General features: G+C 59.5%; 13 protein-coding genes and 1 pseudogene. 11 read left to right on the top strand and 3 right to left on the bottom strand.

Annotated features, from left to right (window positions below; genetic code table 11):
• From TU74_RS23830 to TU74_RS21575, 7 genes and pseudogenes are all read left to right on the top strand, one after another.
• A partial coding sequence (locus TU74_RS23830; RefSeq protein WP_146425996.1) for an IS3 family transposase occupies positions 1-100 on the top strand: 100 nt, incomplete at its 5' end.
• 23 nt (positions 101-123) lie between these two features.
• A pseudogene (locus TU74_RS21600) lies at positions 124-1338 on the top strand (serralysin family metalloprotease); the annotation flags it as partial.
• 58 nt (positions 1339-1396) lie between these two features.
• The gene (locus TU74_RS25145; RefSeq protein WP_048377642.1) at positions 1397-1792 is read left to right on the top strand and encodes an AprI/Inh family metalloprotease inhibitor; all 396 of its coding nucleotides are present in this window, start codon (positions 1397-1399) and stop codon (positions 1790-1792) included.
• Between the two features lie 153 nt (positions 1793-1945).
• Positions 1946-3700: a type I secretion system permease/ATPase gene (locus TU74_RS21590; protein WP_048377641.1), complete on the top strand. Its 1755-nt coding sequence runs from the start codon at positions 1946-1948 to the stop codon at positions 3698-3700.
• Entirely contained in the window at positions 3697-5028 is a 1332-nt protein-coding gene (locus TU74_RS21585; protein WP_047274505.1) for an HlyD family type I secretion periplasmic adaptor subunit, read from the top strand. Before TU74_RS21590 ends, TU74_RS21585 begins: the two co-directional genes overlap by 4 nt.
• A 61-nt stretch (positions 5029-5089) precedes the next feature.
• Positions 5090-6409 (top strand): TolC family outer membrane protein, encoded by a 1320-nt coding sequence (locus TU74_RS21580; RefSeq protein WP_241485597.1) that lies wholly within the window; start codon positions 5090-5092, stop codon positions 6407-6409.
• Positions 6410-6422: 13 nt separating this feature from the next.
• On the top strand, positions 6423-8270 hold the full coding sequence (locus tag TU74_RS21575) for a polyurethane esterase (protein ID WP_048377646.1): 1848 nt from the start codon (positions 6423-6425) through the stop codon (positions 8268-8270).
• A 47-nt stretch (positions 8271-8317) separates the two neighbouring features.
• On the opposite strand, the gene TU74_RS21570 is transcribed toward TU74_RS21575, so the two are convergent.
• Positions 8318-9952, bottom strand: coding sequence for a methyl-accepting chemotaxis protein (locus TU74_RS21570; RefSeq protein WP_047274510.1), 1635 nt, complete (start codon positions 9950-9952; stop codon positions 8318-8320).
• A gap of 289 nt (positions 9953-10241) precedes the next feature.
• Here TU74_RS21570 and TU74_RS21565 point away from each other — a divergent pair, with 289 nt between their 5' ends.
• Both TU74_RS21565 and TU74_RS21560 read left to right on the top strand, forming a co-directional pair.
• The gene (locus TU74_RS21565; protein ID WP_047274513.1) at positions 10242-11072 is read left to right on the top strand and encodes an undecaprenyl-diphosphate phosphatase; all 831 of its coding nucleotides are present in this window, start codon (positions 10242-10244) and stop codon (positions 11070-11072) included.
• Positions 11073-11107: 35 nt separating this feature from the next.
• Entirely contained in the window at positions 11108-11506 is a 399-nt protein-coding gene (locus TU74_RS21560; protein ID WP_047293582.1) for a DUF1294 domain-containing protein, read from the top strand.
• Between the two features lie 17 nt (positions 11507-11523).
• Here TU74_RS21560 and TU74_RS21555 read toward each other — a convergent pair whose 3' ends face one another.
• Together TU74_RS21555 and TU74_RS21550 are read right to left on the bottom strand one after the other, a co-directional pair.
• Entirely contained in the window at positions 11524-11868 is a 345-nt protein-coding gene (locus tag TU74_RS21555; RefSeq protein WP_048377645.1) for an MmcQ/YjbR family DNA-binding protein, read from the bottom strand.
• 11 nt (positions 11869-11879) lie between these two features.
• On the bottom strand, positions 11880-12788 hold the full coding sequence (locus TU74_RS21550; protein ID WP_048377639.1) for a LysR substrate-binding domain-containing protein: 909 nt from the start codon (positions 12786-12788) through the stop codon (positions 11880-11882).
• Between the two features lie 127 nt (positions 12789-12915).
• Here TU74_RS21550 and TU74_RS21545 point away from each other — a divergent pair, with 127 nt between their 5' ends.
• Together TU74_RS21545 and TU74_RS21540 are read left to right on the top strand one after the other, a co-directional pair.
• Positions 12916-13527 (top strand): FMN-dependent NADH-azoreductase, encoded by a 612-nt coding sequence (locus tag TU74_RS21545; RefSeq protein WP_048377638.1) that lies wholly within the window; start codon positions 12916-12918, stop codon positions 13525-13527.
• A 172-nt stretch (positions 13528-13699) separates the two neighbouring features.
• Entirely contained in the window at positions 13700-14734 is a 1035-nt protein-coding gene (locus TU74_RS21540; protein ID WP_048377637.1) for an alpha/beta hydrolase family protein, read from the top strand.
• Positions 14735-14742 lie beyond the last annotated feature (8 nt).

Genomic DNA, 14742 nt, shown 5'->3' with positions numbered 1-14742 from the left:
TGAATACATCCATTATTACAACCATGACCGTATCAAACTGACGCTCAACAGCCTAAGCCCTGTGGGATACAGGACTCAGGCTGTGCAGGGCGCTAGTTAATCTGTCCAACTTTTGGGGGGCAGTTCACCTTCCTCACGTCTCCACCGCCGGGCTATGCCTCCCGTGGTCTGGGCACTTTCAGCTCGTTCTCCGGGCTGCAAAAGGAACAGGCCAAGCTGTCGCTGGAGTCATGGGCCGATGTGGCCAAAGTGACCTTCACTGAAGGCCCGGCGGCACGCGGTGACGATGGTCACATGACCTTCGCCAACTTCAGCGCCAGCAACGGCGGGGCTGCGTTTGCCTACCTGCCGAACAGCTCGCGCAAAGGCGAGTCGTGGTACCTGATCAACAAGGACTACGACGTCAACAAAACCCCGGGGGAAGGCAACTACGGTCGTCAGACCCTGACCCACGAGATCGGTCACACCCTGGGCCTGTCACACCCCGGCGACTACAACGCCGGTAATGGCAACCCGAGCTACCGTGATGCGGTGTATGGCGAAGACACCCGTGCTTACAGTGTCATGAGCTACTGGAGTGAGAAGAACACCGGCCAAGTGTTCACCAAGACCGGGGAAGGCGCTTATGCGTCGGCGCCACTGCTCGATGACATTGCTGCGGTGCAGAAGCTGTATGGCGCGAACATGGAAACCCGCGCCGGTGACACCGTTTATGGGTTCAACTCCACGGCTGACCGCGACTACTACAGCGCCACTTCGGCCACCGACAAGCTGATTTTTTCGGTGTGGGATGGCGGCGGCAATGACACGCTGGACTTCTCGGGTTTCAGCCAGAACCAGAAAATCAACCTGGCCGCCGGTTCGTTCTCTGACGTGGGCGGGATGACCGGTAACGTGTCGATCGCTCAAGGCGTGACCATCGAAAACGCCATTGGGGGTTCGGGTAACGACCTGTTGCTGGGCAACGCGGCCTCCAACCTCCTCAAGGGCGGTGCCGGCAACGACATCCTCTACGGCGGTGGCGGGGCAGACAAACTGTGGGGCGGGAGCGGTTCTGACACGTTTGTTTACCGTGAAGTGTCTGATTCGACCCCCAAGGCGGCCGATACCCTCATGGATTTCCAGACCGGGCTCGACAAAATCGACCTCACCGGGATTACTCATCTCAGTGGGTTGAATTTCGTCAATGCGTTCACCGGTCAGGCGGGTGATGCGGTCGTCAGCTACAACCAGGCCAGCAATGCTGGCTCGCTGCAAGTGGACTTCAGCGGACACGGCGTCGCCGATTTCCTGATCACCACCGTCGGGCAAGTGGCAACTTACGACATCGTCGCGTAGGGCTGTCGGTAAACGGGCAGCGCGCAAGCGCTGCCCTCTGGCACTACGCCGAGGTCTCATGAACACTGCATACCGTTTTATACAAGCAATGGGCTGTGTAGCCGCATTGCTGTTGACTACCACAGAGAGCGCCATGGCCAGTTCGCTGATGTTATTAAGCCCCGCACAAGTGGCGGGCAGGTGGACGTTTTATGTGAAAGGAGGCGAACAGGACGCGTGCACAGTCACGTTGAAAAAGGACCGGACCTTCAGTGCGCAGGCTCGCTGTTTACAGGCGTGGTTGGGCCGAACCCCGACCCGGTGGTCGCCCACGCCGGATGGCCTTTTGCTCATTGGAAAAGATGGGTCGCAGTCACTCTTTTTGGAGTTGCGAGAACCGGGTTGCTATGAAGGCTCAGTCGATGGCACTAAAACCCTGGTGATGAAACGCACGCACTTACAAAGTGTGGATTAGCGCAATCATGCCAGCGCCGTTATTCAGGCCGGATCAGTTGTGCCCGTAAACGCCGGATCAGGCCTGCACACATAACAACATTGAACGGCAACAAGGCAACGGGCAGGTATTCGCCAGTGCCTGTGGACCTGGTTTATTGATCAAGGAAGATTCATGAAGCGGCTGAAAAGCAGTCCCGTCGCGCCCCTCATACAGGTATTGGCCGACTATAAAAAGATTCTCATCAGTGTCGGGTGTTTTACGGCCTTGATTAACATCCTGATGCTCGTGCCTTCTATTTATATGCTTCAGGTGTATGACCGGGTGCTGTCATCACAGAACACCACCACGCTGGCGATGTTGTCCTTGATGGTGGTGGGGTTCTTTATCTTTATTGGCACGCTAGAAACCGTTCGCAGTTTTATCGTGATACGCATCGGTAGCCAGTTGGAGCGCCGTTTCAATCAGCAGGTGTACCGTGCCGCGTTCGAGCGCAACCTGTTTAGCGGCCAGGCCCACGCCGGTCAGGCGCTGGGCGACCTGACCCTGATTCGTCAATTTGTCACCGGCCCGGCGTTATTCGCTTTTTTCGATGCACCGTGGTTTCCGGTGTACCTGTTTGTGATTTTCATGTTCAACACCTGGCTGGGGGTTTTTGCCACGGCGGGTGCCGCCGTGTTGATCGCCCTGGCCTGTGTCAATGAAGTCATGACCCGCAAATCCCTGAGCCAGGCCAGTGTGTTTTCGCAACAATCCAGTCAGTTGGCCACCAGCCATTTGCACAATGCCGAGACCATTCAGGCCATGGGCATGCTGGGCGTGTTACGTAAGCGCTGGTTCAACGTCCATTCGCGCTTTCTGACCGAGCAGAACAAGGCCAGCGACACCGGCGCGGTCATCGGCTCGGTGAGTAAAACCCTGCGCCTGTGCCTGCAATCGCTGGTGTTGGGGCTGGGGGCGTTGTTGGTGATTCAAGGCGACATGAGCGCGGGCATGATGATCGCCGGTTCGATTCTCATGGGCCGTGTGCTCAGCCCCATCGACCAGCTGATAGCCGTCTGGAAACAGTGGAGTTCCGCCAAGCTGGCCTACCAGCGGCTGGACGGTTTGTTGCGTGAGCACCCGGCGGTGCAAGAGAACATGGCGTTGCCTGCGCCCAAGGGTCACCTGAGTTTCGAAGACGTCAGTGCGGCGCCTCCGGGCATTCGTCTGCCGATCCTGCATCACGTCAGTTTCAGCCTGGTGGCGGGCGAGGTGTTGGGGGTGCTCGGGGCTTCGGGCTCCGGCAAATCGACTCTGGCCCGGGTACTGGTCGGCGTCTGGCCGACCCTGGCGGGCACGGTGCGTCTGGACGGGGCCGATATCCACCAATGGGACCGCGACCAACTTGGGCCTTATATCGGCTATTTGCCGCAAGACATTGAACTGTTCAGTGGCACCATCGCCGACAACATCGCGCGGTTCCGCGACGCTGACCCGCAACAGGTGGTGGCGGCGGCCCGGCAGGCCGGGGTCCACGAGATGATCCTGCGCTTACCAAACGGGTACGACACGCTGCTGGGGGATGATGGCAGCGGCTTGTCCGGCGGCCAGAAACAGCGCGTGGCGCTTGCCCGCGCGCTGTACGGCAGCCCGAGCCTGGTGGTGCTCGATGAACCCAACTCCAATCTGGATGCCGTGGGCGACGCGGCACTCACCCGTGCCATTGCCCAGCTCAAGGCACAAGGCTGCACTGTGGTGCTGGTGACGCACCGTTCTGCGTCGTTGGCGCAGGCCGACAAACTGCTGGTGCTCAACGAGGGCCGCACCCAGGTGTTCGGGCCGAGCGCCGAGGTGCTCAAGGCGCTGACCGGCGCCCAGCAACAACAGGCGGCCGCCACTGGCATCCCTCGCACCCATCAGGCACAGACGCGCAGCAGCGGCGCATGAGCAAGGACGCACGCATCATGAACAATCAACAACAGTCGCAAGCCATGGAACGTGGCGCCGGGTTTTACGTGCGCATGGGCTGGATCCTGACCCTGATCGGCGCAGGCAGTTTCTTTGCCTGGGCCAGCCTCGCGCCGCTGGACGAAGGCATTCCGGTGCAGGGCACCGTGGTGGTGTCGGGTAAACGCAAGGCCGTCCAGTCCCTGGGCGCGGGGGTGGTCAGCCAGATTCTAGTGCGCGAGGGCCAGGCGGTGCATCAGGGTGAACCGCTGTTTCGTCTGGACCAGACCCAGGTCCAGGCGGATGTACAATCGTTACGCGCGCAGTACCGCATGGCGTGGGCCAGCACGGCACGCTGGCAGAGTGAGCGCGACAACTTGCAGCAGGTGAGTTTCCCGCCCGAATTGAGCAATAACCCCGACCCGCGGTTGGCGCTGGTGCTTGAAGGTCAGCAGCAGCTGTTCAGCAGCCGTCGTGAAGCCTTTGCCCGCGAGCAATCCGCGCTCAAGGCCAGCATCGAAGGCGCGACCCGGCAATTGGCCGGCATGCGCCGCGCGCGGGGAGACCTCACCGCTCAGGCCGATTCCCTGCGTCAGCAGTTGAACAACCTGCGGCCGCTGGCGGAAAACGGCTACATCCCGCGCAACCGCCTGATGGAGTACGAGCGCCAGTTGTCCCAAGTGCAACAGGACGTGGCGCAAAACACCGGGGAAAGCGGGCGTATCGAGCAGGGCATTCTTGAGTCGCGCCTCAAGCTGGCGCAGCACATCGACGAATATCAAAAGGAAGTCCGCACTCAACTGGCTGACGCGCAACTCAAAAGCCTGACCCTTGAGCAACAACTGGCGTCCGCCGGGTTTGACTTGCAGCACAGCGAAATTACCGCGCCGGCAGACGGAATTGCAGTGAATTTGGGGGTACACACCGAAGGCGCAGTGGTCCGCGCCGGTGAAACCCTGCTGGAAATCGTGCCCCAAGGGACGCGACTGGAAGTCGAAGGGCGCTTGCCGGTGAACCTGGTGGACCGGGTGGGCAGCGAGTTGCCGGTGGACATTCTGTTCACGGCATTCAATCAGAGCAGTACGCCCCGGGTGTCGGGCGAAGTCAGCCTGGTCTCGGCCGACCAACTGCTGGATGAGAAAACCGGCATGCCGTATTACGTGCTGCGCAGCTCAGTGAGCGACCAGGCGCTCGAAACGCTCAACGGCCTGGTGATCAAACCCGGTATGCCGGCGGAGATGTTCGTGCGCACGGGCGAGCGTTCACTGCTCAATTACCTGTTCAAACCACTGTTGGATCGCGCAGGTTCTGCGTTGACTGAGCGATAGGAAATTGCGACGTATGAAAGCAGCTTCAAGAGTGTGCCTGGGGTGGGCGTTATGGGCGGCAATGACTGCCAGCGCGCAGGCGATGGGACCGTTTCAAGTGTACGAACAGGCGTTGCGCAACGATCCCGAGTTTCTCGGGGCGATTGAAGAGAAAAATGCCGGTCAAGAGAATCGCCTCATCGGCCGGGCGGGTTTGCTGCCCAAGTTGTCTTACAGCTACAACAAGGGGCGTAACCATTCCAAAGCCACTTACCTGAATGACCAGGGCAACCGCCACGAAGACCGCAACTACAACAGTTATGGGTCGACGTTCTTGCTCCAGCAGCCACTGATTGACTACGAGGCGTACGCCAATTACCGCAAGGGCGTGGCGCAAACGCTGTTCGCGAACGAGACATTTCGCAGCAAGAGTCAGGAACTGTTGGTACGCGTCCTGACCCATTACACCCAGGCCTTGTTTGCGCAGGATCAAATCGATAACGCACGGGCGAAGAAAAAAGCCTACGAGCAACAATTCCGACAAAACGAGCACATGTTTCGTCAGGGTGAAGGCACCCGTACCGACATTCTTGAAGCCGAATCGCGCTACGAACTTGCCACCGCCGAAGAAATTCAGGCCCAGGATGAGCAGGACGCGGCGTTGCGCGAGTTGGGCGCCCTGATAGGCCAGCAGACGGTCGATATCGATCAGTTGATCCCCTTGGCACCCGGCTTCAACCCCTTCGCGCTGGAGCCCGGTAACTTTTCGACATGGCACGAAATCGCCCTGGCCAATAACCCGGTGCTGGCCTCCCAGCGCGAAGCCCTGGACGTGGCGCGCTACGAGGTTGAGCGCAACCGGGCCGGGCATCTGCCCAAACTCAATGCTTACGCCAGCGTGCGCAAGATGGAGTCCGAAAGCGGTAATACCTACAACCAGCGTTATGACACCAACACCATTGGCATTGAAGTCAGTCTGCCCCTGTATTCGGGCGGTGGCGTATCGGCGTCCGTGCGCCAAGCCCGCAGCAACCTGTCGCAGGTCGAATACGAACTGGAAGGTAAAACCCGGGAAACCCTGATTGAGTTGCGTCGCCAATTCAACGCGTGTCAGTCGGGGGTCAGCAAACTACGGGCGTATCAGAAAGCCCTGACCTCAGCCGAGGCGCTGGTGGTCTCGACCCGGCAAAGCATTCTGGGCGGAGAGCGGGTCAACCTCGATGCCCTGAACGCTGAGCAGCAGCTCTACAGCACGCGCCGCGATCTGGCACAAACGCGCTACGACTACTTGTTGGCATGGACCAAATTGCATTTTTACGCAGGCACCCTGCGTGAGCAGGACCTGGCGAAGGTCGATGAAGCCTTTGTGCCGCGCGCTGGGGCACAGCCAATTCATCCGTGAGGAGGGCAAGAACATGGCAGTGTTTGACTACAAACACGTGGGCAACAGCGCTTCAACGGCACTCGTTAAAGACGCACTGGCCCTCACGTTGTACAGCTATCACAACCTTGATCACGGGTTTGACGCGGGGTATCAGAAGCACGGGATGGGCGTCGGTTTACCGCTGACGCTGGTCACGGCCGTGTTGGGCGGGGTGGATTCGCAAGGCGTGGTGCCGGGCATCCCGTGGAACCCTGACTCGGAAAAACTGGCTCGCGAGGCCGTTGAGAAGGCCGGATGGACGCCCATCAGTGCCGGTCAGTTGGGGTATGCCGGCAAAGTGGATCATCGCGGCACCTTTTATGGCGAGCAAAAAGGCTATGACACGGCACAAGTCGAAATCATGGGCAAATATGCTGCCGATGGGCAGTTGACGTCCATCGGCATCGGGTTTCGCGGCACCAGTGGCCCGCGCGAGTCGTTGATTACCGATGCCCTTGGCGATGTCATCAGCGATCTGCTGGCTGCCTTCGGCCCCGACGATTACGCGCGCCAGTACACCGGCCAGGCGTTTGACGGGTTGCTGGGCAGCGTCGCCACGTTTGCCCGGGCACATGGACTGAGCGGCAACAATGTACTGGTCACCGGCCATAGCCTTGGCGGGCTGGCGGTCAACAGCCTGGCAGACCTGAGCAACGAACGCTGGGCCGGGTTTTATCGCGAGGCGAACTACATTGCCTTCGCCTCGCCCACGCAAAGCGAAACCACGCAAAACGTGCTGAACATCGGGTACGAAAACGACCCGGTGTTCCGTGCACTGGACGGATCGGGCTTCACCTTCTCGTCATTGGGCGTACACGACGCGCCCCAGCCGTCGGCGACCAACAATATCGTGAGCTTCAACGACCATTACGCTTCGACCGCGTGGAATGTGCTGCCGTTCTCCATCGTCAATGTCTCGACCTGGATCAGCCATCTGCCCAGCGGCTATGGCCACGGCCTGAACCGCCTCCTTGATTCGGCGTTTTATCACCTGACCCATAAAGACGCGACCCTCGTGGTGGCCAATTTGTCCGGCCCGGCGCGGGAAACGACTTGGGTGCAGGACCTCAACCGCCATGCGCAAGCGCACACCGGCAGCACGTTCATCATCGGCAGCGACAGCGATGACTTGATTCAGGGCGGGCGCGGCAATGATTTTCTGGAGGGCCGCGAAGGCAACGACACCTTTCGTGACAGTGGCGGCTACAACATCATTCTGGGCGGCCAGGGCGTCAATACGCTGGAGTTGCAACGCGCACTGCACACGGTTGAGGTGGTGAACGACGGGCATGGAACGTTGTACGTGCGCGACACCGACGGCGGTCTCAGCCTGACCCGTGACCTCAGCCAGTTGGTGAGCGATGAAGCCGGGTGGCTGGGCATTCGTCAGCCGGTTACGCACCGGATCGCCGATGATGGGCTGTGGGCGGGCACTCAGCGCAGCGACTATGCCCACTCGGTGAACGGCGGCCTGCAGGGCAGTACGCTCAAGGCCACAACACAAGGTGACTGGCTGATCGGGCAGGGTGCCGATGACCGGTTGATTGGCACGCTGGGCCAGCATGTGTTTATCGCAGGCGGCGGCGATGATCGGCTGGAGTCAGCGGGCGGCAACAACACGTTTGTGTTTAGCGGCCATTTCGGTCACGACTCGCTGCTTGGTTATCAGCCCACCGACACGCTCGTGTTCCTGGGCGTGGAAGGTGGCTACGACGCGGATTACCGGGCCCATGCCCGTGCCGCGGGAGCTGACACGGTGCTCAGTTTTGCTGACAGTTCGGTGACGTTGGTGGGCGTCGGGCTAGCCACGCTGAACGGCGCAGAGATCGTGATTGCGTGAACGTGGGGAGAACAGCGGCGCAGGAAAACCCTGCGCCGCTGTAGCGTTTACACCTTGAACTGGCGCAGTAACTGGTTGAGTTGCACGCTTAGTTCTTTGAGGTGCAGGCTGGCCACACTGGATTGCTCGGCCGCCTGAGCGGTGCTTTGCGACAAGCCGGCGGCTTGCGTCACGTTCTGGTTGATGTCTTCTACGACATGCGACTGTTGCAGCGTTGCACTGGCAATCGACGCGTTGAGGCCGTTCAGGTTGGTGAGCGCCTGACCGATACTGCTCAAACTTTGCCCGGCCTGCGTGGCTTGCTCGATCGTCAGCTGGGAAGCACGGCTGCTGCTGGCAATGACGTTGACGGCCGCTTCAGAGTGTTTTTGCAGCCCCTCAATCATGGCCTGGATGTCCGCGGTCGACTTTTGCGTACGTTGGGCCAGCAAACGCACTTCGTCCGCCACCACCGCGAAGCCGCGACCCTGCTCACCCGCGCGCGCCGCTTCAATGGCCGCGTTCAGGGCCAGCAAGTTGGTTTGCTCGGCAATCGAGCGGATCACTTCCAGCACCGTGCTGATGTCTGTGGTTTGCGAGGCCAGCGTGCGAATCACCTCCACCGCCTGACTGATCGTGCCGGACAGGTCGTCTATCTGCTGCAAGCTGCTGTCGATGTTGTGCTGGCCCTGTTGCGCCTGGTCCTGCGCGCCGCGCATTTCGCTGGCCGCGTGTTCGGCGTTTTTGGCCACGTCCTGCACGGCGTAACTGACCTCGTTGATCGCCGTGGCCACTTGATCCATTTGCAGCGCCTGTTGCTGGCAACGCTGCTGGGCCTCGCTGGCATCGTGGCCCATTTGCGTGGACGACTGATCCAGCGCCGTGGCCGTGGACTGCAAATGACCTACCACATTACGCAATTTGGCAACAAAGCCATTGAAGTGTTGCGCCATTGAGGTCAGTTCATCCTGGCCGTGGGTGTCCAGGCTGCGGGTCAGGTCGCTCTCGCCGCTGGCAATGTTGGCCATGGCCTGCACGGCTTCTTGCAGGGGCCGCACGATGCTGCGGGCTATCAGCGTCACCAGCGCGGCCATGATCAACGCAATGCCCAGCCCGACCCAGCAGGCTCTCCAGACCTGGCCCCAGAACTCGGCCTGCATGTCGTCGATGTATACGCCGGAGCCGATGACCCACCCCCAGGGCTCAAATAGTTGCACGTAGGACGTTTTCTGCACCGGAGCGTCAGAGCCCGGTTTCGGCCAGCGGTAATCGACCATGCCCGCGCCCTTGGTTTTGGCCAGCGTCGCCATCTCGTTGAAGAGCGCAAAGCCGTCAGGGTCTTTGATCGCAGAGAGGTCTTTGCCATCGAGCTTGGGGTTGGTGGGGTGCATGACCATGTAGGGGCGCAGGTCATTGATCCAGAAGTAGTCGTCGTGGTCGTAACGTAACTGCCTGACCACAGCCAGCGCCTGCTGTTGCGCGGCTTCACGGCTCAAGGTGCCGGCCGTTTCAAGCCCGTGGTAGTGGTTCAGGATGCCGCTGGCCGTCTGCACCACGTGTTGGGTCTTCTGCACTTTGCCCTGATAGAGGTCTTCATGGATCTGTTTAAGCATCAACAAACCCAACGCCAGCAGCATGGCCATGGCCACGAGTAAAATCAGCCACAAACGACGACTGATAGACAACCTGCGTAAGGTATTCATAGAACGGTCACTCCTTGTTTTTCTTCTTGTCGTCGACACTCATGGGCATCCAAGCATGCTTTGCGGGCGTGGCCCATGCGACTTGCGTCTAATGTCATAGCAGCGAAAAGTGAATGTGTCTGATAGGATCTCGGCCGAAACGGGAAAACCTGTAAGTTTCTTGATTTCTGACACTTTTTTCACATCGCACTGGCGAAAATCCACGCGTGTGACCCACCTGCGGCAGCGGTTGCACACACTCACATTTCAATAATCAGTCCGGCACGATGCGGGGCTTCATGGGGGAACAATGGATCTTTGGACTGCCGCACAGGCGTTGATACTCGGCGTGGTAGAAGGCCTGACGGAATTTTTGCCCATCTCCAGTACAGGCCACCAGATCATCGTCGCAGACTTGCTCAATTTCGGTGGTGAGCGAGCCATGGCGTTCAACATCATCATTCAGCTCGGTGCCATCCTGGCCGTGGTCTGGGAGTTCCGGCGCAAAATTTTGGACGTTGTCACCGGGTTGCCCACACAGCCCAAGGCGCGTCGTTTTACGGTCAACCTGATGATCGCCGTGCTGCCCGCCGTAGTGCTGGGCATTATCTTTGCCGACACCATTCACCACTACCTGTTCAACCCGATCACCGTGGCTGCTGCGTTGGTGATTGGCGGGGTGATCATGCTCTGGGCGGAACGCCGTGAGCACGTAATTCACGCCGAAACCGTCGATGACATGACCTGGAAAGACGCGGTAAAAATCGGTTTTGCACAGTGCCTGGCCATGATCCCCGGCACCTCGCGGTCGGGCTCGACGATTATTGGCGGCTTGCTGTTCGGGTTATCGCGCAAGGCGGCCACTGAGTTTTCATTCTTTCTGGCCATGCCGACCATGGTCGGGGCGGCGGTGTACTCCGGTTACAAATACCGTCACTTGTTTCAGCCTGACGATTTGCCCGTCTTCGCGATTGGCTTTGTGACCTCGTTTGTCTTCGCCATGATTGCAGTGCGTGCGTTGCTCAAGTTCATTTCCAACCACAGTTACGCGGCGTTTGCCTGGTACCGCATCGCGTTCGGGTTGTTGATTCTCGCGACCTGGCAGTTTGGCTGGATTAACTGGACGGCGGCGGCTGCGTGAACAAATCAGTCCGAGAACGTCGCGAATACGTGGGCATGCCTGAGCGTGGCAACGGCCCGATCCGCGGGTTGAAGTTCAAGCTCGTTATTTTTGCAGCGCTGTGCGCGTTGCCCCTGGGCGGCGCGGCGACATTGTTGATTACCGGGGTCAGCCGCGTTCCGTTACTGATCTATCTGGTCACCAGCGTACTGGCATTTGGTCTGTACGGGTATGACAAGCAGCGGGCCAAAACCGGCCAGTGGCGCATCCCGGAGAAGGTCTTGCACGGCGTTGAGCTGTTGGGGGGCTGGCCCGGCGCGTGTGTGGCCCAGCAACTGTTGCGCCACAAGACGCGCAAGGTCTCGTTTCAAATCTGGTTCTGGCTGATTGTGGCCTTGCACCAGGCGATCTGGATCGATGTGCTGTTTTTGAAAATGACCCTGCTGGACTTGTAGCTCTGAGCCAAAGCGCGTCAGAGCAGTAACCCGATCTGACGCTTTTTTGGCAGTTTGGCTACCACCAACTGGTGGGCGCGGCGCAACAAGTCTTGCAGCTCTTCGGCGCTCATGGGGTAGGGCGGCTGCATATTGATCCAGTGCGCCCGTGCCAAATACGGGGAGGGGCGTATACCGGGCCGATCGACATACCCCAGAAACAGCTCTTTCTCCACCTTGAACGACAACCCGTCCTTATTCAGGTTGAACAGCGCAAACATCTTGCTCTGGTCGACGTAAAACACCTGCACGCCTCCCCATTTGATGTCTTCTTTGGCACCGGGCAACTGACGGCAAAAATCAGCAATCTCGTCCTTGTTCATCCTGTTGGTGCTCATAGCAGCTTGTCTCCACAGCGTTCGAATGATTCAACCAAATGTTCCATCCAGGCGCGCACGGCGGGCATTACCCCGCGCCGATGCGGGTAAACGGCATGTAGCCAACCCCCCGGCAATGACCAGTTGGGCAGCAACTGTACAAGCTGGCCTGTTTGCAATTCCTGTTCGCAGTACATCATGGGCAGTACGGTAAACCCCAAGCCCGACAGGGTGCAGGCTTTGCGCACGATGAAATCATCGATGCCCAAGCGCGCTTCCAGTACCAGGTCACAGGGGCTGCCCAACTCATCGAGCATGCGCAAGTGAACCATGCGGTCGGCTTCAAGCGCGCCCAGCACGGGTACGTGCTTCAAGTCGTCCGGATGTTCGATGGACCATTGGCTGGCAAATGCCGGGCTGGCGACCATGACGGTTTGCGCCTGCCGCAATCGACGGGTAGCCAGCAGCGGGTCTTCGTCCCCCAGCTCACGCACGCGCAGGGCCACGTCGATGCCCTCGGTAATCAGGTCGACGCGGCGGTTGAGCAGCAGCATTTCAAGCTGCACATGAGGGTAGGTGCGTAAAAAGGCGCTGATGACGTCAGGCATGAATTCATGGGCCAGCCCCACGGGGCATGACACCCGCAACGGGCCACGTGGCTCGCTGGACATACTGGCCACGGCTTCGTCTGCCATTTCCGCTTCCAGCAGCATCGCCTGACAGTGGCGCAGGTAACGTTCTCCCACGGCCGTCAGCTTGAGTTGGCGGGTTGTGCGTTGTAACAAGCGCGCGCCGAGGCGATCTTCAAGTTCGGCCACGCGCCTGGACAAACGGGATTTCGGGATGCCCAACAAGCGTCCAGCGGCGGCAAATCCACCGGCTTCCACCACTTTGGCGAAGTAATACAGATCGTTCAGGTCTTGCATGACGCGCTCACTGTCCTACAGGTGGGACGAACTATCGCATGAGTGGCGACTTATCGTCGATTGCTTTCATGGGTAGCATCCTCCCCACTTGATCGCCGGGCGGCGGTCCTCACCTCTGGAGATCACCATGAACGTTTTGCACATCGATTCGAGCATACTGGGCGACAACTCGGCATCCCGTCAGTTGAGTCGTGCCGTGATCAACGCCTGGCAAGCGGCTGATCCTGACCTTAACGTGAGCTATCGCGACCTGGCGGCCGAAGCCATCGACCACTTTTCGGCCGCTACGCTGGTGGCTGCCGGTACCGCCGCTGAACTGCGCGATGCGGCCCAACAACACGAAGCGCAATTGAGCGCCGACACCCTGGCACAGTTCCTGGCCGCCGATGCTGTCGTGATTGGGGCGCCGATGTACAACTTCACCATTGCGACTCAGCTCAAGGCGTGGATTGACCGCATCGCTGTTGCCGGTCAGACATTTCGCTACACCGACGCCGGTCCTGAAGGCCTGTGCGGCAATAAAAAAGTGATTGTGGTGTCGACGTCGGGCGGTTTGCACGTCGGTCAGCCGACCGGGCTGGCCCATGAAGACTACTTGAAGGTCATGCTCGGCTTTATGGGCATCACCGATGTGACGTTCGTTCGTGCCCACGGTCTGGCTTATGGCGATGACGTTCGCAGCAAAGCCATGAACGATGCTCATGCGCACATTACTGGAGCGTTGTTCAGCGCAGCGTAAGCTTGCGGCACAGTGTCACCCGCTAAACTCTGTATTCTGGCTGTCAGCAAATGGCCCGGGTACGGAGTTTTTTGCATCTTGAGCCAAGGCCCTGGCCTGAACCGTGCTTGGCACCCGTACTTAAGTTCAGGTGTGACAAATACCGGCTAAACGCCTTCAGCGGTGAGCGATCATGGTGCGTGCGTGTGCGCTTCTCATGCTTTTTTTGGCTTGCAGCCCTTGGGCGGTGCAGGCCGAACCGTCCCTGCACTGGAGTGTCGGGTTTCATCGGCTCACGTTTCTCGATCCGCTCGATGACCGACCGATGCATGCCATTGCCTTCTATCCATCCACCGGTAAAGAAGGGCGCAGCACGATTGGCGCTTATCAAATGGATGCCACGCAAAACGCCCGCATAGCGAAGGGCCGCTATCCGTTGTTGATGCTCTCCCATGGCAACACTGGCACACCGCTGGCCTTGCATGACCTGGCCACCGCGTTGGCGCGCAAAGGGTTTGTCGTGGTTGCGGTGCTGCACCCGGGGGACAACGATAAGGACCACAGCCGGTTGGGCACGCTGAGCAATCTATACGGCAGGCCGATGCAAATATCAGCCGCCATCGACGCGACGTTACAGGACAGTCGCTTGTCGCCCTACGTCTTGCCCGATGCACTCGGGGTGATTGGCTATTCGGCCGGCGGTGAGACGGCGCTGATCCTGGCCGGTGCGCAGCCTGATCTGGAGCGGCTGAGGAGCTATTGTCAGGAGCGGCCAGGGGATCGTGATGCGTGTACGACCCAGGGTGAATTGATTGCAGACCGGGACGACCTTGCCCCCGTGGCGGATGTTCGCGTTCAGGCGCTGTTATTGCTGGCGCCGCTGAGCCTTATGTTTGGTCGGCAAACCCTTGCCGACGTGCATGTACCTGTCCTGCTTTACAGTGGGGATGGCGATAAGTTGGTGTTTCCGGACAAAAACTCGGATGCGCTGGCTCGCAAACTGCCTACAGCGCCTGAGTTCAAAGTCATACCGGGCGCTGGGCACTTTGTGTTCATGGCGCCCTGCACCGATGAGCAGATGGCGACAATGCCCGGTTTGTGTACCGACGCCGAGGGTGTGGATCGGGAGGACATTCACCGTGATCTTATTGACGAAGCAGGGCGATTCTTCCGTCAGTCATTGATAAACAGTGCTCACAATGGGCTACGTACGGCTGACCACAGATGAGGCGCAGG

This window comes from Pseudomonas lundensis (assembly GCF_001042985.1).
GTDB lineage: Bacteria > Pseudomonadota > Gammaproteobacteria > Pseudomonadales > Pseudomonadaceae > Aquipseudomonas > Aquipseudomonas lundensis.
This window is presented reverse-complemented; position numbering and strand designations above follow the sequence as displayed.

Coding starts and splice junctions, on each gene's coding strand:
- TU74_RS21565 (WP_047274513.1), top strand. CDS start 10,242: ATGGATCTTTGGACTGCCGCACAGGCGTTGATACTCGGCGTGGTAGAA.
- TU74_RS21585 (WP_047274505.1), top strand. CDS start 3,697: ATGAGCAAGGACGCACGCATCATGAACAATCAACAACAGTCGCAAGCC.
- TU74_RS21540 (WP_048377637.1), top strand. CDS start 13,700: ATGGTGCGTGCGTGTGCGCTTCTCATGCTTTTTTTGGCTTGCAGCCCT.
- TU74_RS21580 (WP_241485597.1), top strand. CDS start 5,090: ATGACTGCCAGCGCGCAGGCGATGGGACCGTTTCAAGTGTACGAACAG.
- TU74_RS21575 (WP_048377646.1), top strand. CDS start 6,423: ATGGCAGTGTTTGACTACAAACACGTGGGCAACAGCGCTTCAACGGCA.
- TU74_RS21555 (WP_048377645.1), bottom strand. CDS start 11,868: ATGAACAAGGACGAGATTGCTGATTTTTGCCGTCAGTTGCCCGGTGCC.
- TU74_RS21545 (WP_048377638.1), top strand. CDS start 12,916: ATGAACGTTTTGCACATCGATTCGAGCATACTGGGCGACAACTCGGCA.
- TU74_RS21590 (WP_048377641.1), top strand. CDS start 1,946: ATGAAGCGGCTGAAAAGCAGTCCCGTCGCGCCCCTCATACAGGTATTG.
- TU74_RS21560 (WP_047293582.1), top strand. CDS start 11,108: ATGCCTGAGCGTGGCAACGGCCCGATCCGCGGGTTGAAGTTCAAGCTC.
- TU74_RS21570 (WP_047274510.1), bottom strand. CDS start 9,952: ATGAATACCTTACGCAGGTTGTCTATCAGTCGTCGTTTGTGGCTGATT.
- TU74_RS25145 (WP_048377642.1), top strand. CDS start 1,397: ATGAACACTGCATACCGTTTTATACAAGCAATGGGCTGTGTAGCCGCA.
- TU74_RS21550 (WP_048377639.1), bottom strand. CDS start 12,788: ATGCAAGACCTGAACGATCTGTATTACTTCGCCAAAGTGGTGGAAGCC.